22 protein-coding genes are annotated in these 22,577 nt (G+C 26.1%); 7 read left to right on the top strand and 15 right to left on the bottom strand.

Translation table 11 applies throughout. The annotated features are described in order from the left end of the window. Nucleotide 1 precedes the first annotated feature (1 nt). Nucleotides 2-2,989: a transcription-repair coupling factor gene (mfd, locus tag ALANTH_RS02325; RefSeq protein WP_026807370.1), complete on the bottom strand. Its 2,988-nt coding sequence runs from the start codon at nt 2,987-2,989 to the stop codon at nt 2-4. Further along, entirely contained in the window at nt 2,989-3,294 is a 306-nt protein-coding gene (locus tag ALANTH_RS02320; protein ID WP_026803248.1) for a hypothetical protein, read from the bottom strand. The genes mfd and ALANTH_RS02320 overlap by 1 nt, the downstream gene beginning before the upstream one ends. Before the next feature lie 104 nt (nt 3,295-3,398). Here ALANTH_RS02320 and ALANTH_RS02315 point away from each other — a divergent pair, with 104 nt between their 5' ends. Beyond that, nucleotides 3,399-3,806, top strand: a complete 408-nt coding sequence (locus ALANTH_RS02315; protein ID WP_026803247.1) for a hypothetical protein — start codon at nt 3,399-3,401, stop codon at nt 3,804-3,806. Nucleotides 3,807-3,809: 3 nt separating this feature from the next. Here the strand turns inward: ALANTH_RS02315 and ALANTH_RS02310 are convergent, their stop codons facing one another. Next, nucleotides 3,810-4,520 carry a DUF445 domain-containing protein gene (locus tag ALANTH_RS02310; protein ID WP_026807369.1) on the bottom strand — a complete coding sequence of 237 codons (711 nt, stop codon included), beginning with the start codon at nt 4,518-4,520 and terminating at the stop codon, nt 3,810-3,812. Nucleotides 4,521-4,637: 117 nt separating this feature from the next. Here ALANTH_RS02310 and olsF point away from each other — a divergent pair, with 117 nt between their 5' ends. After that, on the top strand, nt 4,638-6,338 hold the full coding sequence (olsF, locus tag ALANTH_RS02305) for a bifunctional ornithine lipid synthase OlsF (RefSeq protein WP_026807368.1): 1,701 nt from the start codon (nt 4,638-4,640) through the stop codon (nt 6,336-6,338). A 48-nt stretch (nt 6,339-6,386) separates the two neighbouring features. Further along, nucleotides 6,387-6,887: a GNAT family N-acetyltransferase gene (locus ALANTH_RS02300; protein WP_026803244.1), complete on the top strand. Its 501-nt coding sequence runs from the start codon at nt 6,387-6,389 to the stop codon at nt 6,885-6,887. A gap of 31 nt (nt 6,888-6,918) precedes the next feature. On the opposite strand, the gene ALANTH_RS02295 is transcribed toward ALANTH_RS02300, so the two are convergent. The 6 genes from ALANTH_RS02295 to ALANTH_RS02270 all read right to left on the bottom strand — a co-directional run bounded on the left by ALANTH_RS02295 (nt 6,919) and on the right by ALANTH_RS02270 (nt 14,117). Next, nucleotides 6,919-7,434 carry a rhodanese-like domain-containing protein gene (locus tag ALANTH_RS02295; protein WP_026807367.1) on the bottom strand — a complete coding sequence of 172 codons (516 nt, stop codon included), beginning with the start codon at nt 7,432-7,434 and terminating at the stop codon, nt 6,919-6,921. A gap of 82 nt (nt 7,435-7,516) precedes the next feature. Then, nucleotides 7,517-9,637 (bottom strand): DEAD/DEAH box helicase, encoded by a 2,121-nt coding sequence (locus tag ALANTH_RS02290; protein WP_228133181.1) that lies wholly within the window; start codon nt 9,635-9,637, stop codon nt 7,517-7,519. Next, nucleotides 9,621-10,784 carry a Mur ligase family protein gene (locus tag ALANTH_RS02285; protein WP_228133180.1) on the bottom strand — a complete coding sequence of 388 codons (1,164 nt, stop codon included), beginning with the start codon at nt 10,782-10,784 and terminating at the stop codon, nt 9,621-9,623. Before ALANTH_RS02285 ends, ALANTH_RS02290 begins: the two co-directional genes overlap by 17 nt. A 6-nt stretch (nt 10,785-10,790) precedes the next feature. After that, nucleotides 10,791-11,306, bottom strand: a complete 516-nt coding sequence (gene lptE / locus ALANTH_RS02280) for an LPS assembly lipoprotein LptE (protein WP_026807364.1) — start codon at nt 11,304-11,306, stop codon at nt 10,791-10,793. Between the two features lies 1 nt (nt 11,307). Further along, nucleotides 11,308-13,773 (bottom strand): leucine--tRNA ligase, encoded by a 2,466-nt coding sequence (leuS, locus tag ALANTH_RS02275; RefSeq protein WP_026807363.1) that lies wholly within the window; start codon nt 13,771-13,773, stop codon nt 11,308-11,310. Next, a complete protein-coding gene (locus ALANTH_RS02270) occupies nt 13,773-14,117 on the bottom strand; it encodes a DUF6394 family protein (RefSeq protein WP_026803238.1) in 345 nt (114 codons plus the stop codon). The genes leuS and ALANTH_RS02270 overlap by 1 nt, the downstream gene beginning before the upstream one ends. Nucleotides 14,118-14,274: 157 nt before the next feature. On the opposite strand from ALANTH_RS02270, the gene motA reads away from it, so the two are divergent. From motA to ALANTH_RS02255, 3 genes are read left to right on the top strand one after another with little or no spacing between them, the layout of a single operon-like run. After that, nucleotides 14,275-15,027: a flagellar motor stator protein MotA gene (motA, locus tag ALANTH_RS02265; protein WP_026803237.1), complete on the top strand. Its 753-nt coding sequence runs from the start codon at nt 14,275-14,277 to the stop codon at nt 15,025-15,027. Between the two features lie 13 nt (nt 15,028-15,040). Continuing rightward, nucleotides 15,041-15,790, top strand: coding sequence for a flagellar motor protein MotB (gene motB / locus ALANTH_RS02260; protein ID WP_026803236.1), 750 nt, complete (start codon nt 15,041-15,043; stop codon nt 15,788-15,790). Then, on the top strand, nt 15,790-16,206 hold the full coding sequence (locus ALANTH_RS02255; RefSeq protein ID WP_026807362.1) for a hypothetical protein: 417 nt from the start codon (nt 15,790-15,792) through the stop codon (nt 16,204-16,206). The genes motB and ALANTH_RS02255 overlap by 1 nt, the downstream gene beginning before the upstream one ends. On the opposite strand, the gene ALANTH_RS02250 is transcribed toward ALANTH_RS02255, so the two are convergent. The 4 genes from ALANTH_RS02250 to yajC are packed head-to-tail and all read right to left on the bottom strand — an operon-like array spanning nt 16,199 to nt 19,239. After that, a complete protein-coding gene (locus ALANTH_RS02250) occupies nt 16,199-16,375 on the bottom strand; it encodes a hypothetical protein (RefSeq protein ID WP_155522207.1) in 177 nt (58 codons plus the stop codon). The two genes, ALANTH_RS02255 and ALANTH_RS02250, sit on opposite strands and share 8 nt — an antisense overlap. Nucleotides 16,376-16,378: 3 nt before the next feature. Beyond that, the gene (secF, locus tag ALANTH_RS02245) at nt 16,379-17,347 is read right to left on the bottom strand and encodes a protein translocase subunit SecF (protein WP_026803234.1); all 969 of its coding nucleotides are present in this window, start codon (nt 17,345-17,347) and stop codon (nt 16,379-16,381) included. Beyond that, nucleotides 17,347-18,912, bottom strand: a complete 1,566-nt coding sequence (gene secD / locus ALANTH_RS02240; RefSeq protein WP_026803233.1) for a protein translocase subunit SecD — start codon at nt 18,910-18,912, stop codon at nt 17,347-17,349. The genes secF and secD overlap by 1 nt, the downstream gene beginning before the upstream one ends. Before the next feature lie 57 nt (nt 18,913-18,969). Further along, nucleotides 18,970-19,239 (bottom strand): preprotein translocase subunit YajC, encoded by a 270-nt coding sequence (yajC, locus tag ALANTH_RS02235; RefSeq protein WP_026803232.1) that lies wholly within the window; start codon nt 19,237-19,239, stop codon nt 18,970-18,972. A gap of 28 nt (nt 19,240-19,267) precedes the next feature. On the opposite strand from yajC, the gene ALANTH_RS02230 reads away from it, so the two are divergent. Then, on the top strand, nt 19,268-20,500 hold the full coding sequence (locus tag ALANTH_RS02230) for an apolipoprotein N-acyltransferase (RefSeq protein ID WP_026807361.1): 1,233 nt from the start codon (nt 19,268-19,270) through the stop codon (nt 20,498-20,500). A 9-nt stretch (nt 20,501-20,509) separates the two neighbouring features. Here the strand turns inward: ALANTH_RS02230 and ALANTH_RS02225 are convergent, their stop codons facing one another. Together ALANTH_RS02225 and ALANTH_RS02220 are read right to left on the bottom strand one after the other, a co-directional pair. Then, on the bottom strand, nt 20,510-21,724 hold the full coding sequence (locus tag ALANTH_RS02225; RefSeq protein WP_081801306.1) for a CCA tRNA nucleotidyltransferase: 1,215 nt from the start codon (nt 21,722-21,724) through the stop codon (nt 20,510-20,512). Beyond that, nucleotides 21,699-22,577, bottom strand: coding sequence for a mechanosensitive ion channel family protein (locus ALANTH_RS02220; RefSeq protein WP_026807359.1), 879 nt, complete (start codon nt 22,575-22,577; stop codon nt 21,699-21,701). The genes ALANTH_RS02225 and ALANTH_RS02220 overlap by 26 nt, the downstream gene beginning before the upstream one ends.

Here is a 22,577-nt window from a genome sequence, read left to right as displayed (position 1 = left end):
TTTATCTCCTTAAATACTCTAAGGTAGCATTTATAATATCGTCATCATCTTTGCTTCTTGATTTTATACTCTCTTTTGTATTATCTTCTTTTACAAAAGTAATATTCATCTCATAAGAACTTATTGTTTGTATATTTTTCTGACTTGCTAATATTTTTATTAATATAAGTTCTATAAACTGTTTTGTTGGAATATCTGGTTTAGCAAATCTATCTTCCATCTCTTCTTCAATAACATATAATTCTTCTTTAGAAGTAACCTTACTAAGCCTTCTATAAAGTTCTAACCTTACTCTATCTTCACTTATATACTCTTGGCTTATATAAGCTGAAATAGCTAGTTTTATATCCACTGTTTTTTTATCTTCAGTTTTATCACCACTCAAAGTTGCTAAGGTATCTTCAAGCATTTTTAAATATAAACCATAACCTATTTGTTTTATATGTCCACTTTGATCAACCCCTATAATATTCCCACCACCTCTAATTTCTAAATCTTGATGAGCAAGTGCAGTTCCACTTCCTAAATAAGAGTTTGATTCTAAAGCAACAAGTCTTTTTACTGCATCTTGTGTGATAGATTTTTTATCTTCAACTACATAGTAACAATACCCTTCTTTATTACTTCTTCCAACACGACCTCTAAGTTGATGTAAATCTGCAATACCAAATCTATCTGCACCATCAACAATTATAGAATTTGCATTTGGTAAGTGAATACCTGATTCTACAATAGAAGTTGCAAGTAAAATATCAAACTCTTTGTTTTCAAAAGCTTCAATTATTTTTTCAGCTTTATCTGGTTTTATTTGAGAGTGAATAATATCTACTTTAATATTTGGAATAATCTCTTCTATATCTTTTTTCTTTGCTTCAATTGAGGCTATATTATTATGAACATAAAAAAGTTGTCCACCTCTTCTTTTTTCTCTTAAAACTATCTCTTTTATAAGTTTATCGTTATACTCTTTTACATAAGTTCTAACTCCTAATCTTTCACTAGGAGGTGTTAAAAGGCTACTCATTCCTTTTAGTTTTGATAAGGCTAAATTTAATGTTCTTGGTATTGGTGTTGCACTCATAGAGAAAATATGTACATCTTCTCTTAAAGCTTTTAATTTCTCTTTTTGTTTCACTCCAAACTTATGCTCTTCATCTATGATTACAAGTGCTAAATTATCAGATTTTATATCTAGTAAAGAGTGTGTTCCTATTATCATCTTTAAACTACCATTTTCAAAAGATTTTTTTATACTATTTTTATCTTTTGAACTAGTTTTACCATCTAATTTTGCAATATTAATATCAAATTTTTCAAACCTTTTTTGAATACTATGAAAGTGTTGAGTGGCTAAAAGTGTAGTAGGACATACAAAAATTGCTTGAAAACCACTATTTATAACAGCTATTAAAGCATTCATAGCAACTTCAGTTTTCCCAAATCCAACATCTCCTGAAAGTAGCCTATCCATAACTTTTCCACTACTTAAATCAGAAAAAATCTCATTTATACTTCTAGTTTGATCTTTTGTGTAAGCAAATCCAGAACTTTTTTGAAAAGTTGATATTAAATCTTTATTTATATCTATTTTTATTCCATTTACAAGTTCACGTGCAGCTGCTAGTCTTATAATATCATTTGCTATTTTAAAAAGTTTATCTTTTACTTTCTCTTTTAATTTTGCAAAACTTCCTCGACCGAGTTTATCAACAATAGCATAAGAACTTCCATCAGCAACGTATCTATCAATAGTATCTAAGTTTTCAACAGGAATTAAAAGTTTATCTTCTCCTTGATATTGTAAAACTACAAAATCTCTTTTTGCTCCCATTACAACAACTGGTTCTATTCCTTTGTATTGACCAATTCCATGTTTTTCATGCACTACAAAATCATTGTATTGTAGTTCATCAAGGACAAGTTTTACTTTTTTCTTTCTTCTTTTTTTTATCTCTTTATTTAGAGAAATAATAACTTCATCATCACCTATTAAATTTAGTATCAAATTTTCAAAAATATAGTTTATACTTTTATCATTCAAATCCAAATCAACTGATTTTACCTTTGCTTCAGAGTTTGAAATGATAGTTATTTTTTTATCTTTATGAAAAGATATAAACTCTTTTACATTTGCAGGATTTATCTCTTGATAGTTTTTGCTACTATAAATTTGTGGAGTTAATAAAAACTTATCTTTATTTACTCTTTTTTCTTCAAAGACATAAACTTCATCAAGTTCATTTAAAGCTTCTTGTGAAACAAAAGAGTTTAGTTTTTGTGGTAAATATTCAGCCAAATCACCTAAATACCAAAAACCTAAAGAGTGAATGTCTTTTATAAAAGCATCACTTGAAATTGTTTGTACTTTTTCATTTAACTCTTCAAAAGTATCTTCATCAAGTGCTAAAAATGCTGGATTTATAGAAAAACTTTCAATCTCATCTTTTTGCGATTTTTGGTCTTCTATATCAAATTTTCTGATACTTTCAACCTCATCATCAAATAAACTTACTCTATATCCAAAATCACTTCCTAAAGGACATATATCAATGATATCACCTCTTATAGATATTTCTCCTTCACTTGTAACAATATCTACAAAATAATATCCCCAATTATAAAGTTTACTTTTAAACTCTTCAATATTTATTTTATCTGCAAAACTTATATTAAATTCATCAAAACATTTCTCTTTTGGTAAAGGAAAACTAATAGTTCTTATAGGAGAAATAAGTATTTTATTCTCTTTTTTGTATTTATAATAATCACTTAAACTTTTTGTTATCTCTTGTATTTCTTGACTAAAAGAGAGTAAATCATCTCCAAAATTTGCTCTAAAATCTGATAAAACAAAAGGTTTAAATCCTAAATATGAGACAATATCACTAGCAATTTGTGCTTGAACATCATCATTTACTATTAAAAGTTGGCACTCTTTTAATCTTTTTTCATGTTGTAAACTCTTTAAAAATTCATAAATATTTTTCACTATTTATCTTCTTTTACTAATTCAAATTCATTTGTATCTTTATCATAATAATAAGGAGGATAAGGAGTTTCATTTAATAAAAAGATTAAATTTGCACTATCAAAACCACTTTTTTGTAAACCTTTTTTAAAAACTTCTAATATATAAGCTTTTGTAGAAAAAGTTGTAGTTGTTGAACTTCCTGTGTATACAAACTCTTCATCTTCTACTTTTTTAAACCCTTCTTTCTTTACATGTTTTTCAAATATTTCTATATTTTTAAGTTCTTCAACTTCAAGCAATACCAATACATCTATTGTTACCATATTTAATCCTTTAAAAATTGAAATATTAACATATTAAAGTTTTATGCTAAATTACCATATTTTATTGTATAATATAATATTAATCTTTATTTAAAGGATTTTCTATGAATTATGAGCTTTTAAGTAAACTAGCAATGCAGGACTCTGAACGATTAAAGAGTGAAAATCTTATCTTAATAAAAAAGAATGTTATCTTAGAACAAGAGATAAAAAATCTAAAAGAATTTAATGAAATTGTTGAAAAAGAAAATAAAATGTACAAGGAAAGATTAGGTCAACTAAAAAATGATAACAATAGTTTAGTTATTGAGAAAGACCTTCTTTTAGATGAGATAGAAAAACTTGAAAAAGAAATCGAAAAATTGTCTAATAAAATACTTTTAGAACAAGAAAGAAAAAAAGTTATGGATGAACAAATCATAAAATCAAGTTTAGAAAAAAAACAAAAAGAGTTAAAAGAGCAAGATACTCCAGTTAGGAATAGAGCTACTTCTGTGGAGTTTTATTCATAAAACTTATTTTATAACTAAAACTCCAAATAAACCAAATATCCCACCAAAAACTGCTCCCCAAAGTACAAGCCAACCTAAATGTTCTTTTATCATATTATTAATTATATCTTTTACCATTTTTGGTGTTAGTTCATCAAGCCTTTTATTTACAATTAAACTTAGTTTTTCATATATATCATCACTTAAATCTTTTGATTTTAAAGCACTATTTACGATATCTTGAAAAGCTTTTGTATTTGAAATATCTACTATTGAATTATGAAGCTTATTCACAAATGGCTCTTTTAATGGTTCAAGAGCATTAACTCCACCAAACATTCCTAACATTCCTCCAAAAGGTGACTCAATAACAGAATCTTTTAAACTATCAAAAGCTGGAGTAAAATCTACCTTTTCTAAAATATCTTTAAAATTAATTGTTTGTTTTGCACTAACTATTTCTTCCTGAAAAAAACTATTTAAGTTCTCTTTTGTAAAAAATTCTTCCATAATCAATTTGTGAATAGATAATTTAAACTCTTTAAATTTATTTTCTATAACTCCACTTCCATATAAAAATGGAATTTTTTCAAAAAGCATATAAATAGCCAAAGTATTTGTAACAGCTCCACTCAAAGCAAATAGGCCAACCATAAAAATTAAATCATTATTATTTGAATAACCATAAGCCATTATAAGAACTGTTGCTAAATTTGTAATATCAGCCTTATTCATAAGTTCTCCTTTAAAAATAATAAAATTTTATCATATTTTTTTTAAAATGAATTATTTACTTCTTGTAACTAACTTGTTATTAATATTTCTTAAAATACTTTATATTAGGAGATAGAAATGGTTGATGTAAAAAAAGAGATTGAAAGAAAATTTCCTCAAATAAAAGAGAATATATTAAAGAAATCTCTATTAAAAATTGCAAAAAAAATAGTTCATGAAGATTCAATAAATAACTTTTTAGCTCAAAATTCTCATTTAAAAGGTTTTGAATTTGTAGATGCAGTATTAGATTATTTTGATTTTGACTATACAGTTTCAAGTAATGATTTACAAAATATACCAACAACAGGAAAAGTTGTAATAATTGCAAATCATCCTTTAGGTGGGCTTGATGCACTTTGTTTATTAAAACTTATAGGAAGTGTTAGAAAAGATGTAAAAATATTGGCAAATGACTTTTTAGTTGGATTTGAAGCACTAAAACCTTTAATGATTTGTATAAATAATTTTAAAAATCGACAAACAAAAGATAGTATAAAAAAAATATATGAAGCATTAAACCAAGAAGAAGCAGTTATTATTTTTCCAGCAGGAGAAGTAAGTCGAGCAACACCAAAAGGAATAAAAGACCAAGATTGGAGTAAAGGTTTTTTAAACTTTGCAAAAAATAGTAGTAGTCCAATTTTACCAATATTCTTAGATGCAAAAAATTCAAAAACATTTTATACAATCTCTATGATAAATAAAACTTTTTCTACTCTTTTATTATCAAATGAAATGTTTAAAAAGAAATCAAAGAATATTAATATAAAAGTTGGTCAAATAATTCCAAATGAAAATCTAACTCCAAAGGGATTAGATAAGAATTTTTTAGTAAATTTATATAAAAAACATCTATATAGTCTAAAAAAAGGTAAAAAATCATTCTTTGAAACTCAAAGTGCAATAGCACATCCTGTAAACAGAACTGACTTATACAATGAACTTAAAAAATCATTACTTTTAGGACAAACAAATGATAAAAAAGAGATATATCTGTATGATTATGTTGAAGATTCTATTGTTTTAAAAGAAATTGGAAGATTAAGAGAGTTATCTTTTAGAAAAGTAGGTGAAGGTGTAAATAAAAAAAGAGATACAGATAAATATGATGTTTACTACCAACATATTATTTTATATGATAAAAACGAGTTGGAAATTGTAGGTTCATATAGAATAGCAAACTCAAATTTAGTTTATAAGAAATTTGGAATAAAAGGTTTTTATTCTAATTCATTATTTCAATTCAATGATGATTTCAAACAATATTTAACAAACTCTATTGAGTTAGGAAGAAGTTTTGTTCAACCAAAATATTGGGGAACAAGAGCATTAGATTATCTTTGGTTTGGAATTGGAGCATATTTAAAAAATAATCCAAATATAAAATATATGTTTGGACCAGTATCTATTTCTGGAAATTTTCCAGCAATTGCTAAAGATTTATTAGTATTCTATTATACATATTATTTTGAAGAACCAAAAATATTAGTCGAAGCTAAAAGTCCATATTTTTATACAAATAATCTTTTTGATATAAGAGAATTTTTCAAATTTGATGATAAAAAACAAGATTTTAAAAGGCTTAAATCTGCTTTATTAAATATTGGATTATCAGTACCTCCTTTGTACAAGCAATATAGTGAATTGACAGATGATGATGGTGTAAAATTTTTAGAATTTAGTATAGATAAAGATTTTAACAATTGTGTTGATGGTTTTATTATAGTTGAAATATCTAAAATAAAAGGGCATATAAAACAAAGATATATTGGATAGAAATTAAGTTTTTTTTGTTAAAATCATTTTTTAAATTTAGGAACAAAATTGAAAATATTAAAGTTAACTAAAAATCATAAAAATGATTTTATAAATATTAATAAACTTACAAAAGAGAATCTAGAAAATCCTGATTTTTTTATAGGATTTTTTAGTAATGAAGAAATAGATAATTTTTTACAAAATGACAATCAAGCAATATTTTATGGATGTTTAGAGAACAACGATTTAGTTGCTTTATCTGGATTATTTTTTGATGTTGAAGATTTTCAAAATGAATTAAATATTCTTAATATAAATCCAAAACTTTGTGCTGAAATTGGAGCCTCAATGACTTTAAAAAATGCAAGAGGAAAAGGATACATGTTAAGTATAAATAAAGAACTAATAAAAATTGCTAAAGAAAAAAATATAAAATATCTTCTTGCTACTGCTCATCCAGATAATATTGCAAGTAATAAATCTTTAAATAATCTAGGTATGAATTTTATAAAAGAGTTTAAAAGACATAATTTTCCAAGAAATTTATATATTTTAAATCTAAACTAATCATTCTTTCCTAAAATTAGGAAAGAATAAACTATTTTTTACAATGCTCAGCATAATAATTACCAAACTTTGTTTTTGTACCTTCTTTATGTTCACCAGCAGTATATTTTGTAACAACAGGATTACATTCATCTATCCATTTATTTATCTCATAAATTTTTACAGTTGTAAATCCCATTTGTTTAAAAGCTTGTGCTTCAATAGCTGCTCTTGAAGCTGTATTGCAAACTACTATTAATTTATCTTTAACAAATTTGTCATCATCATCTAATACAATATTTTCTAAAGCTTTTTCAGGTGATTCTCGTCCAACTCTAAAACTTCCTTTGATTGCTGCTCCTGCCCATTCTTCCATTGTTCTTACATCAACAACAGCCCAATCTTTTGCGTTTAATGCATCTTTTACTTCTTGTGTTGTTGCCATCATTCCAGATTTCTTAGCTTCTTCTTTTAATTGTTTACTAAAGGCTTCATAAGTTAAAAAATCTGCACTAAAAAGTGAACTTCCTAAAAAAATAGTAAAAGCAAATATTTTTAATATTTTCATATATACTCCTTAATTAAATTAAGATTAGTGTATAAAATTATAAATTAAACTATAATAAAATATTATATAAATACTATTTATATTATTTATAATACATTTGTTTATAACCTTCAAGCCTTTTTTTATAACTTGAGTTTAACATAGCATTTTTACTATCTAGAAAATCTATAGCTAAACACTCTTGATTTCCTCTACCAATTCTTCCTAAATACTGTATCAATCTTCCATAGTATGAAATGGGTGTTGCAAATAAAATAGTATTTAGATGAGGAAAATCTATTCCTTCTCCAAAATATGAAGTAGTTGCAAGTATTAAAGAACTTTTTTTTACATTTTGCATATTTTCAACTTGTTCTTTTTTATTTTGGCTTCCATGAATGGATACAAAGTCAATATTTTCATCTACTAACATATTTTCTAATATATTTATATGTTCTATCCTATCTGTTAAAAGTAATATTTTTCTATTCAAATTATCTTTTATAGCTCGAATTATTTGTTTATTACGAGCTTCATCTAAACATAATTCATTTATTATTGTACTATAGTTATCTGAACTGCTTATAAAATCTGTTCTTACAACTAAAAGCTTATTTGTATGAGATTTTTTCTTTTTATATTCATAAGATATTTCGCCCAATTGTTGATATAAAATAGGATCTAATTCATCCTTTCTATTTGGTGTAGCACTAAGACCTAATATAAACTTTCCACTAAAACTTTTTACAACTTGTTCAAAAGTAAGAGCTGGAATGTGATGGCACTCATCAACAATAACAAATGAGTAATTTTTTATAATCTCTGGTGTATTATTCAAACTTTGCATAGTTGCAATATCTAAAGAACCATTTAACTTATTTTGCCCCTTCCCTAAATACCCAATATCTTTTTTTGTATATCCAAAATACTCTACAAAACGACTAATCCACTGATCAAGTAGCATATTTTTATTTACAATAATCAAAGTTTTACAACTTCTTTCTTCAAAAATTTTTGCACCTATTAAAGTCTTTCCAAAACCTGGTGGAGCAACACAAATAGAATAATCTTTTCTTTTTATCTCCTTTATAGCTTCTTCTTGCTCTGGACGAAGATTAAAAAGTACTTCTTTTGTAGTTATTTTTTCAAAAACTCTTTCATCTTTTATAGTAAATTTCACTCCAAAAGAGTTAAAAAAATCAAAAATTTTATCTTTTAGTCCTCTTGGAAGATATAAATATTTTTCATCTTCATCAAAACTTTTTATATATTTTGGAGTGTTATATAAAGGTTTCCTTAAAGACAAAAGAAGTTTTATTTGTGGATTTTCAAAAGTTGCAAAAGATTTTAATTTTGAAATTAATGATTTTGATAAATTAAAAGTAGGAATTTTAATCGTATTATCAATTATTATTTCAATATTATTCAAAGGTAATTCTATGTTTTTTAAATCTTTTTCTATACTTTTTATATTTGGAGTATCTGCAAAATTATAAACAATATTCTTTGAAACTTTTTTTATATTTGATAGAATATACCATTGGTCTTCAAAAATTTTATTTGTACTAATATCTAAAAAAACTGTTCTATTTTTATCTCTAAATTTAAGTTGAAGAGGTAATTCCAAACTAAAACCTAAACTTTCTTTTGTAGCGAACTCTTTATTTGGATAGAGTTTTGCACTAATATTTGCTTTCTTTTGCAAAAACAGAGCAAAATTATATGCTACTTTTGAAGATATCAAATCATCAAAGAATATCCAAGCAAATAAAGAATTATATGAACTCAAAGAGTAATAAGCTTTTATATTTAATTCATTTAAAACTCTTTGTAGTTTAAAAATATCTTCACTATTTAATTCAAAAACTATAAATTTTGACATATTTTTATTATCTATTGTATATGTTGCTAAAAATATATTTCCTCTTAGATGTTCTTCAACTTCTTTATTTGTTAAAGGAAGATAATCTTCACCTTGATAAGTAGCAGTTACTGGAAAGAATCCTTCTTTTTTCCCATCCCGACTAATCCATTTTCTTGCAAAGATATCACTTCTAGAAATAAATAACTCTTTAAAAAGCTCTATTTTTTCATCTTTTGATAATCTTTTTTTAAGAACAAGTGTTTGCTCTTTTATTTGATTTTCTAAAAGTAAAATCTCATTTTCAATTTCTGATTTTTGTAGGTATAAGTTTTCTAATCTTTGTTCAAGATTTTTCATCATAAAAATTCTTTAAAAATTTTTCAACAACTAAAAAAGAACCAAATACTAGATATTCTTCATCATCTTTTAAATCACAATTAGAATTTTGTTTTATTTTTAATTCATCAAGAACTTTCAAAAGTTTATCTTTTTGTATAATTCTCTTATCATCCAAATCTATAATAAATAATGTTTTTATAATAGGTTTTAAAATAGTTAAAACCTCTTTATAATCTTTATCTGCATAAGAATTATATATCAGATTCACTTTTTCATCTTTAAACTCTTCAACTAAAACCATAGCAGCAAGGGGATTATGTCCAACATCTATTATAATATTTTTTTCTATCCTTTGACATCGTCCAAAAAGTGGAGTATCATCAAAAAGTTTTAAATCAAGTGGTATTTTTAGTTCTTCTAAACAAGCTATAACTAAATGCAAATTTCTTTTTAAATATGTAGCAAATTTAGGATTTAATGAATATTTTTCAAAATCTAATACTTTTGAAATTTTTATATCTGTATTTCTTTCTTTTAAAATCTGCTTTTTAACATTTAGTGCAGTTTCATAAACTTCATCAAAAACCTGATAACCTATAATCATTTTTTGATCAACTGAACGCATTTTTGTAGTAGCTATTTTTTCTATACTATCTCCAAGAAATGATATATGATCAAGACCAATAGTTGTAATAAGAGATAGATTGTTTTTAACTACATTTGTAGCATCAAACTCTCCACCAAGTCCTGCTTCTAAAACTAAATAGTCAAAATTATTAGATAAATATAATGCCAATAATGTAGTATATTCAAAATATGTAAGTTTTTCTAAAAGCTTTATTTCATAAAGATTTTGTAAAAATTTATGTGCATATTCAAGTTCTTCATCACTAATATCATATCCATTTATCCAAATTCTTTCATTGAATTTTAAAATATGAGGAGAACTATAATGTAAAGTTTTATAATTTTGTTTATGTAGATAATGGGATAAAAATCTTCCTGTACTACCTTTACCATTTGTTCCAACAATATGAATAACAAAAGGAAGTTTGATTTTAGTTTCTAATATTTTCCAAGCTTTTATGACAAAACTAAAATCAATTTTGTCATAATACATAGTTTTATATTTCAAAAACTCTTCTAAATTTAAGCTTTTTATATTCATACTTATTTATTGAAAAGAAGCAACTGCAATTCTTGATAAAATTTCAGTTACAGCTTGATCACTAGCTTTTGTAATAGCTTCATATCTATGAGAGTCATTTATAGTCGCACCTTTATCAACTGCAAAGTCATACTCTCCATCAACAGTAAAAGATTTTACTTTTTGTGTTGCTTTATTTAAATATTTTACTCCTATTACAACTCTTGCTTTATACAATTTATTGTATCCATCTGCATCATATTGTAAAGTTGAAAAACTAACAGAATTTATTCTTAAATCCATTATAATATCAGCTTCAATATCACTATTTACTAAATTTGAACCAACTTTTTGTACTAAAATTTTTGTAACAGAATCTTTAACTAAAACTGAGTTTCTAGGATCTGATAAACTAACATCTAATCTTACAAAAATATCTTTTCCTAACTCTTGTTTTGCATAATAAGTTGATGGTCTATATCCACAAGATATAAGAAAAACTGATATCAAAATAGTAAAGATGGATACTTTTAAAATTTTCATACTAAGCCTTGATTACTATATTTACTAATTTATTAGGAACTACAATTTCTTTTAAAATTTGAGCTTCTCCTATCCATTTAGAAGCATTTTTCTTTGCTAGAATTAGTATCTCTTCTTTTTCAGCAGTTGGGCTTACTTCTATTTCACATCTTTTCTTTCCATTTACAGTTACTGCTAAAACTATACTATCTTTTTCAAATACTTCTTTTTTTACTTCTAAACTTTTTTCAAAATTTTTAAGTGCAAAATGTTTATTTGATATTTCCCAACAAGTATGAGGGATAACTGGTTCTAAAATATTTGTTAAAATATAGTAAGCCTCTGCCCATACTAATTCATTTTTTTGTGTTTGAAGAGCATTTAAAGCTTCCATACAAGAAGCTATTAAAGTATTAAAAGCATACGTTTTATTTAAAACTTCATTTGATTTTATTAAAGCATCATAAACTTTTTTTCTAGCTTCTTTTTCTTCTTTATTCAAAGTTGAATGATCAATTTTAAATATACCTTCAACTCCAGTTTTTGTTATATTATTTGCTCTTTCATAAAATCTTTTTATAAATTTATATGCACCTTCAACTGCACTATCATTCCATTCTAACTCTTTTGTTGGTGGTGCTGCAAATAATATAAACAATCTTGCTGTATCAGCTCCATATTTTTCAATTAACAAATCAGGATCTACAACATTTCCTTTTGATTTAGACATTTTTGCCCCATCTTTTAAAACCATCCCTTGAGTTAAAAGTCTTTTAAATGGCTCAGTAGAATTTGTATATCCTAAATCTTTTAAAACTTTTGTAAAAAATCTTGCATATAAAAGGTGTAAAATTGCATGTTCTATTCCACCAATATATTGGTCAACATCCATCCAATAATTACTATCTTCTTTTGAAATTCCTTCTTTCTGCCATTTCTTATAGTTTGTAACATATCTTAAAAAATACCAAGAAGATTGCACAAAAGTATCTAAAGTATCAGTCTCTCTTATAGCTTTCTCACCACAGTTTGGACAAGAACAATGCTTCCATGTTGGATGTTTATCAAGTGGATTTCCTTCTCCTGTAATCTCTACATCTTCTGGTAATGCAATAGGAAGATTTTCTATTTTTTCAGGAACTAAACCACATTTTGGACAATGTACAAATGGTATTGGAGCACCCCAATATCTTTGTCTTGAAACTCCCCAATCTCTTAATTTGTAATTAACTTTTTTTATACCTAAAGAGTTTTGTTCAAAATGGTAAACAATAGCTTGTTTAGCATCAATATTTGATAGCCCAGAAAAACTTTCACTATCAGTTAATATTCCTTCATCAACGAAAGCCTCTGTTTGTTTTTCAATAAGTCCATCTTTACCTATAATTACTTGTTTTATTGGTAAATTATATTTTTTTGCAAACTCAAAATCTCTTTGATCATGAGCAGGAACTGCCATAACTGCACCTTCTCCATAAGAACTTAATACAAAATTTGCTACCCAAATTGGTATTGTTTGTCCAGTTAATGGATGAACTGCTTCTATTTCTAAATCAATTCCCTCTTTTTCTAAAATTGCTCTATCTCTTTCTTGAATCTTTTGCATAGCTTTTATAGCTTTAATTTTTTTCTCTGGCAATAAATTATTTTCAACTATATATTTTACAATTGGATGTTCAGGGGCAAGAGCAGAGTATGTAACTCCATAAATAGTATCTGGTCTTGTAGTAAACACAAAATATTTTGTAAATGCTCTTTCTATTTTTGATCTTGACTCTTTCGTTAACTCAAATTTAAATTCTAAACCTTCACTTCTTCCTATCCAATTTTCTTGCATAGTTAAAACTTGTGATGGCCAATTTTCTTCTAAAAGTTTTAAATCATCAAGTAATTGCTGTGCATATTTTGTAATAGCAATATAGTAACCTGGCATCTCTTTTTGTTCAACTTGATTATCACATCGCCAACAGCAACCGTCTTCAACTTGTTCATTAGCTAAAACAGTATGACAATCTTCACACCAATTAACAATAGTTGACTTTCTATAAAGTAAGTCTTTTTCAAACATTTTGATAATAAATTCTTGTTCAAATTTTGTATAAAGTTCATCACTAGTTGCAAATTCTTGATTTTTACTAAAAGATAAACCTAAAGATTTTAACTCGTCTCTCATATAATCAATATTTTCGTAAGTCCATTTTTTTGGATGAAGTTTATTTTTTATTGCAGCATTTTCAGCAGGCATACCAAAACTATCCCATCCAATAGGATGAAGTACATTAAAACCATTTTTTCTAAAATGCCTAGCAAAAGCATCACCTATACAGTAATTTCTAACATGTCCCATATGTATTCTTCCGCTAGGATATGGAAACATACTTAAAATATATTTTTTGTCTTTTGTTAAATCTTCACTTGGTTCAAAAGAGTTATTTTCTTGCCAAAATTTTTGCCACTTACTCTCAATATTTTTTGAAATATACTCCATTAATAATCATCCTTATCTTGACTTTTTGCACTCTCAATTAAAGATAGTGCCATAGAAACAATATTTGCAATCACTGCACCTAGTGCCAAAGCAAATACTAGCTTCATATTTCCAGTAGTAACCATTACTAAAAATGCTGGTATTAAATGTAAATCTGCAACTAAAGAACTAGCTAAGAGTTCAGCTGCTAAAAGATTTTTTACACCAATTTTTAAAATTGTAGAAATAATATTAACTGCAGCTGCAATAAATAAAGCTATCGCCGTTGCTTCATATAGAAAACCTACTGTTGTAGTTAATGACATCAAAGTTAAGAAAATATAGGTTACCTTACCCCAATCCATTTTTTTCCTTTAAATTGTTTGAATTAAGGTGGCATATTATCCAAAAATTGATAAAAAACCTATTTTAATAGTTAAGTTTATCTATTTCGTAAGGTTTTACAGCATATTTTTAATTTTTTTTTGATATTATAAAAATAATTTTATTTTAGGAATACAAATGGATTTATCTGTATTAATAGGACTGATAGGATCTTTAACCTCTATTTCTGTAGGAGTTATTTTAGAGGGAGGTAACCCTGCAGGAGTTTTACATATTTCATCATTTATTATTGTTATTCCAACTGCAATTTTAGCATCTGTAACAGCTACTGAATCTCACTTTGTTAAAGCAGCTTTTAAAGAGTTTAAAACAATATTTAAAAAATCTCCAATAAATTATGAATCTAGAATTGATGAACTTGTTGAGTATGCAATAACTGTTAAGAAACAAGGTGTTTTAGCATTAGAAAAAGATGTTCAAAATATAGAGCATGCTTTTTTGAAAGAAGCATTAAGTATGGTTATAGATGGTTCAAAAGAAGAACAAATTGAAGAACAATTAGATCCAGTTATTGAAGAAACTGAACATTATTACCATGGTGCCGCACATTTTTGGTTACATGCAGGAGAAACTGCACCTACTATTGGTCTTGTAGGAGCTGTTTTTGGACTAATCCTAGCATTACAACAACTTGATAATCCAGCAGCAATGGCAGCAGGTATTGCAGGGGCATTTACAGCTACAGTTATGGGAATTGCAGGATCATATATTTTCTTAGGTCCTTGGGGAGCGAAATTAAAAGCAAAAGGTCATCTTGTTGTAAAAGAACAACAATTAATTTTAGCAGCATGTAAAGGTATGGCAAGAGGTGATGCACCTGGTGAGCTTAAATTAAGGCTAACTAAAATGATTACTCCAATGCCATTATAAAGGAAAATTTTAAATGGCTAAAAAAAAGAGTAAATGTGAATGTCCAGCTGGAGAACGATGGGCAGTTCCTTATGCAGACTTTTTAAGTCTTTTGCTAGCACTATTTATTGCTTTATATGCTTTAGCTTCAGTTAATTTAGAAAAACAACAAGCATTAAAAGAAGAGTTTGTAAAAATATATAACTTTTCTGCAGCAGATACATTAAAAGAACAAGATAATTCAGAAAAATCAATGACAGATAATCCTTCAGATCAACCAGACGAAGGTAAAAAAGTAATTATTCATACATTAGAAAATAAAGATGAGTTAGAACAAGCTAAAAATAAAGGTGCAAATTTAATAGAACTCCCTGATGGCTCACTAATGAGTGTTCCAGCACATTTAGTTTTTGAATTTGGGAAAGCTGAAATAACTTCTATTTTTGCAAATGATTTTTTAAGCAAATTAGCCGAATTAATACAAGCTATGCCTTCTGAAACTGAAATAAATGTAAAAGGTTTTGCTGAAGAAAGTGAAGTAAGAAGCTCAAGATACAAAGATGCTCTTGAACTTTCAACAGCTCGTGCTAATAATGTTATTAGAGAGTTAATTAGACATAATGTTGATCCTTCAAAACTATACTCTAGTGGATTTGGAAGTAATAAAACTACTACTTTAAAAGATAAAAGAGTTGTTTTATTTGAATTACATTCAAATGGAGATGTAATTAGTAGTGAAGATGATCAAAATTTAGAAGCTATTTTTAATAGAATGAAAGAGTAATGACAGAGAAACGATTTAGATCTCTTTGGGAAACTACTAAGAAAAAATGTTGCATAAAGAAATTCTTAGAACTTGAAAATGTAGCAAAATATGGTTCAATATCTATTTTAGTTATTGCTATTTTTAGTCAAGTTTATAATTTAATTATCTCAAAAGATTTTAATTTATCTCTCATTTCTTTATTAATTAATATTTTCTTTTTAATTATTGTTTTAATAAAGCTTAATATTATAAAACTTTTTATAAAAAAAGATTTTATAAATTATTCACTAATATTTTTAATTTTTATATTATTACTAAACTTTTTTATGTATCTTTTTGTAGATAGTTGGTTATATCAGTATGTATATGCACCTATAAATTTAATAGGTGCATACTTTATATTTTTACTTTTAAAAAAAGATTCTATTATTTAAAAGCATCTTTTAGAGCATCTCTTCTATCTTTAATAGAAGATGGCTCTTTAATTTGTTGTATTGTAGCTTCTTCTGGAGTTTTAAGAATATTATATAAAAGAACTCCAATTAAAATTAATATTAATAAAATTATAGGTACTAAAACTTTAAAAATACTTATTTCTTTCATTTCTTACACTCTTCCTTGTTCATACATAGATCTAAGTTTTTCTTTCTCTTTTCTAGAAGCTTCTTTTTGTGCTTCTTTACTTCTATAATCATCAATTTTAAATCCTAAGAATTTAATAAATGGTGAAACAACAAAAATAGATGAATATGTTCCAACAATTATCCCAACAAATAACGTTACTGAGAATGCATAAATAATTTCTCCACCAAATAGTAACATTGTTGTTACAGCAAATAATGTTGAAAGAGAAGTTAAAATTGTTCTTGATAAAGTTTTACTAACAGAATCATTTATCAAACTATCTAAATCTCTCTCTTTAGTGATTTGAATAGATTCTCTAATTCTATCATTAACAATAATTGTATCATTTATGGTATATCCAACAACCGTTAAAATTGCTGCTATCATATCAAGGTTTACATCAATTTTAAACAAACTAATTACCCCTAAAGTTATAATAACATCATGAATTAAACCAATAACAGAAGCAACAGCAAATCTCCACTCAAATCTCCAAGCTATATATATAAGCATTGCTAAAAGTGCCATTGTTAGTGCCATAATACCTTTTGTTCTAAGTTCAGCACCAACTTTTGCTCCAACCATATCAATTTTTCTAATTTCAAAATCTCCAGTTGGAATTAAAATCTTATTCATAACATCACTTATGTCATTTGTAATATCACTAGAACTACCTGTAAATCTAATAGTTACTTCATCTATTGAACCAAATTCAGTAACAGTAGAATTTTCATAAGCTGTTCCTTTTAAAACTTCTCTTATTTTTTCTAATGGTGCTTGTTGTTCATATTTTACTTGTACAACAGTTCCACCAACAAAGTCAATACCATAATTTAAACCTCTAGTTAATAATAAAACGATTGAAGCTACAATTAAAATTCCTGATATTATTAAAAAGGCTACTTTTTTACCCATAAAATCATAGGTTTTGTCATTATTAAAAATTTCCATTATTTAACTCCAAACCATTTTTTATTGTCTTTATCTTTAGCAATTTTTGGTAATATTGCTTGATAAATTCCATGAGTTCCTACAATTGCAGTTAACATTGATGTTAAAACTCCAATAGAAATTGTAACTGCAAATCCTTTTACAGGTCCACTTCCATAAGCATATAATACTACTGCAACTAAAAGTGTTGTAACATTTGCATCTATAATAGCTCTTAATGCATTTGAATATCCATCTTCTATCGCTTTTCCAACACTTGCACCTTTTCTTAAAGCTTCTCTAATTCTTTCATTGATAATAACATTTGAATCAATTGCCATTCCTATTGTAAGAATAATTCCCGCCATTCCTGGTAGAGTTAAAGTTGCACCGAATAAAGCAATTACGGCTAAAAGAATGAAAATATTTGAAATAAGTGCAATATTAGCTATAAATCCAGCTCTTCTATAATAAAATAACATAAAGAAGAAAATCAATACTGTTCCAGAAATAAGTGCAATCATTGAAGCTTGTATACTATCAGCTCCTAAAGATGGTCCAACACTTCTTTTTTCTAGTAGTGTTACACTAGCAAGTAATGCTCCACTTCTTAGAGCAATTGCAACATTTCCTGCTTCTACAACAGTAAATCCTCCACTGATTTGACCACTTCCACCACCAATTCTTTCATTAATATTTGGAGCAGAATAAACTTTTCCATCAAGTACAATAGCTAATCTTTTACCTACACTTTTACCTGTAAAATCACCAAAAATTCTAGCACCAGCAGAGTTTAGTGTAAAATTGATAATTGGTTGGTTAGATTGACTAAATCCAACTTGTGCATCAACTATTTGACTTCCATCTAAGATTGGTATCTCTTTTACTAAATACTTTTTATTTGGATCACTTATATCTTCAAGTATCAAGTTTCCATAAGCAGCTGCTTGTGAACTTGTCATATTATATACTTGATCCATTTTATCTTCATCAACTGCCATAAGTTCTAAGTTAGCTGGTTTTGATATTAAATCCCTAGCAGCTTTTTCATCTTCAGCAGTTTTAATTCCTGGTAACTGAACAACAATATCTGATTCACCTTGTCTTAAAACAGTTGGTTCAGATAATCCAAATTGATCAAGTCTATTTCGTATAGTTTCTACAGCTTGTGCAACTGAGTAATCTTTTGTTTTTGTTACTTCTTCTGCTGTTAATTTGATAGTATAATCTAAATCTTTTTTAGATATATCTAAACCACTTATTTCTTTAAGCATCTTATCCATTTTAGGCATTTCATCTTTATCTAAAACAGTAAAAAATACGCTATCCTCAAGAATTGTTAATCCATCAATCAACAATTCTTCATCATCACTAAAATATTTTATAGCAGTTGCAATTGATCTTATTTTAGATGTTACAGCTTCATGTGTATTAACACCTAAAAGCATATGTAACCCACCTTGTAAATCTAAACCTAAATTTACTTTTTTACCATAATTTGTTTGAAATAAAGATGGTATTGCAAAAATAACACCAAATATAACAGTTATTAAAAAAATTGTTAGTTTAAAATTAAAAATTTTCAATGTAATTTCCTTTTATGAAGGCTATTTAAGATATGCTTCACATATCTTAAATTTAAGTTAGTTGTTTTCTAAAAGTCTAGCTGCAAACTCTTTTACAAGTTTCATTTCAGATCCATCACTATTTTTTACTACAAAATATGTCTCTTCTACTTTTACAACTTCTACCATTAAGCCACCATTTGTTACAATTTTATCACCTTTTTTAAGATTAGCAATCATATCTTTATGAGCTTTCGCTTGTTTTTGTTGTGGTCTAATTATTAAAAAATAGAATATTGCAAATAATGCAACTAAGGGTAACAATGAAGTTATTAAATCACCTTGCATGGAATTTCCTTTTACTTAAGAGTATATTATGTTTTTATTAAAAACTGAATATTTTAACAAAATATATATAATAAAAGGCTTCATTACAGCAATTTTACTAAGTACTTTTATATATTTGGCACATTTTGGAATAGAAATAAAGATAATAAATACCATTTTAGGGCTTGTAGGAATATATTTATTACTTACTATCCCTAAAAAAGCTCTATTTTATGCAGGATTTTTTACAGGAATATTTTGGTGTTACTGGATGGCAATTTCACTCCAATACTATGGAATAGCATATGTCGCACCACTTTTAATTCTAGGCATTGGTTTAGTTTTTGGAATAATATTTTTTTTATTTGCAATTATTGATAAAATAACTTTTAGAATATTTATGGTTTTTGCTTTTTTATTTGTATCTCCTTTTGGATTTAATTGGTTAAAACTAGAGTTATTATTTGTTGATTCATATATTTCTACAACTAAAATAGCTTTTGCTTTAGTTCTTTTATCTATGTATTTTGTTATTAAATTAAAAAGAGCAAAAGCTTTAGCAATACTTCCAATTTTGTTTACACTAAACTTTGGGAGTGGTGAATTTATAGATACAACTAAAGCAAAAATATATATGCCTCAAATGGATATTCAACAAAATTTAAAATGGCAAAAAGAGAGCCTTGATGATTTAATTAAATACAATCTTCATCAAATTTTTGAAGCAATAGAGAATAAATATGATTTAGTTATTCTTCCTGAAACAGCTTTTCCAATAGCTTTAAATCGTTATCCACAAATAGATACTATGTTAAAAGAATTATCAAATGAAATAGATATAATAACTGGTGCTTTATATGTAGAAAACAATAAAATCTTTAATGCTTCATATCATTATAGTAAGGAAAAAGTACAGATCGCTCAAAAAGTTGTACTCGTACCTTTTGGAGAAAAAATACCTCTTCCTAAATTTTTTGTTGATTTAATAAATAAAGTTTTTTATAATGGTGCCCAAGATTATTCAGAAGCTGATAATCCTACTGATTTTGAAGTATTAGGTGAAAAATATAGAAATGCTATTTGTTATGAAGGAACAACGGATAAAATTTATGAAAATTTAGATGATACAAGGTATATGATTATGATTTCAAATAATGCTTGGTTTACACCATCAATAGAACCAACATTGCAACATTTACTTTTAAAATACTATTCAAAAAAATATGGTATTACTATTTTTCATACGGCTAATGGAAGTAAAAATAGGATATATAGACCTTGATTTAAAATATTAGATAATCTTAAAATTCATTAAGATTTCTTCTAATATATCTTCTTTTGTTAAATTTCTATCAATTTGTAAGTTAATTGCAAAATCTAAAATATCCCCAAATATTTGTGATGGTTTAAAGCCTAAAGCTACTAAATCTTTACCGATAACAAGAGCTTTTAAAGGAGTATTTAAAATATTTATATTCTTAGCTATTGTTTCTGCTTCTTTTGCTATATCATTTTTAAAAGCTTTATTTAAAACTATTAAGTCTTCAACTTTTAATTTTAAAGAGAGTCTTTTGATATCTTTTTCATCTTTTGTTAAAATAGATTTTTGCAATAATAAAATCTCTTTTATAAGTTTTTTATCATTTGTTAAACTATTTAAAAATTTTATCAATTCTTTATCTTCTAAGTTTTTTGTTAAACAACTATAAAATAAATATAACTTTCTAAATTCATCGAAATCTTTATCTTTTAATATTTCTGCTAAGTTATCAATAATTTCTGCATTAGTTGTAAAATCCATAATATTAAACTCTTTTAAAAGCTTTATTCCAATACTAGGTCTATTTGATTTTAAAAGTAGTTTTTTAAGTTCTTCAAAGACTCTTTCTTTTGGTAAAAATTTTAGTTCATTATTTATTACTAATTTTTTACAAAGTTTTTTTGTATTTTTATCAATTTCAAATTCAAATCTTGAAGCAAATTGTATTGCACGATAAACTCTTAAGCTATCTTCTATAAAAGTAGTATCATTTATATGTTTTATTTTCTTATTTTTTAAATCTTCTATACCATCAAATTCATCTAAAAAGATATTATTAAAATAATCATACCCAATAGCATTTATTGTAAAATCTCTTCTTTTTGAAGCTTCTTTAAAACTTAAGTTTGCATTTGTAAATACTTCAAAATCTTGATGAAAACATCCTGTTTTTTGTTCATATCTTGGTAATGAAAAGTCAAAATCATATCCATCAATTTTTAAGGTTAAAACACCAAAAGATTTCCCTACAAGTTTAACACTAGAATATTTTTCTAAACATTTTTGAATTATTTCTATATGGTTTAAATCAAAGATTTCTATATCATAATCTTTGATTTGTTTACCTAAAAAGCTATCTCTTACACAACCACCAACCAAAATTGGCTTTGCTCCAAGACTTTTTAAATCGTTGAGAATATCAACTAAGATTTTTGGAATATCAATTTTTGTTATATTGATAAACATCTTGTTTTGGATAAGGTATAGTTATTCCAACCTCATCAAAAGTTATTTTAATATCTTCTAATAGTTCAGCTTTAGTACTTCCATAATCAGAAGCTTTTACCCAAACATTGATAGTTAAGTTTACTGAACTTTCAGCTAATTCTGTAACAGCAATACCAACAGCTTTATCTTTTAAAACTTTTGAATTATCATTTATAATTTTTGTTAAAACTTCTTTTGCTTGTTTTATACTATCTTCATAAGATATACCTATTGTAATATCTATTCTTCTTGTGTCATTTGCATTTACATTTGTAATAGAAGCACTTGTAATTTTTGCATTTGGAACAATAATTTTTTGATTATCAGCTGTTAAAAAAACTGTATTAAATATAGTAACTTCTGTAATAGTTCCACTAGCTCCACCTGCAATTACACTATCTCCAACTTTAAATGGTTTAAATAAAACAATCATCACTCCAGAAGCGAAATTTCCTAAAGAATCTTTTAAAGCTAATCCAATAGCTAAACCAGCAGCTCCTAAAATTGCTAAAAATGAAGTTGTTTCAACTCCCAATTTATTTAAAGAAGCTAAAATAACAACTGTTATAAGTGCATAATAAACAATATTCTCTAGAAACTTAACCAATGTTTCATCTATATCATCTACCTTTCTTAACATTCTTCCCAAAAATTTTACTAATTTATTAACAAACCATTTCCCAATTACAAATATTAAAATTGCAATAACAAAAGAGAAAGCATAACTTATAACTATTTCAAAAATATTATCAGGAATAAAAGATTTAATATCTTTTGTAAACTGTATAACATTCTGATCTACTACTTTTTCAATATCTTTTTCAATATCCAT

It is taken from the genome of Aliarcobacter lanthieri, from assembly GCF_013201625.1.
GTDB classification, from domain to species: domain Bacteria; phylum Campylobacterota; class Campylobacteria; order Campylobacterales; family Arcobacteraceae; genus Aliarcobacter; species Aliarcobacter lanthieri.
This window is presented reverse-complemented; position numbering and strand designations above follow the sequence as displayed.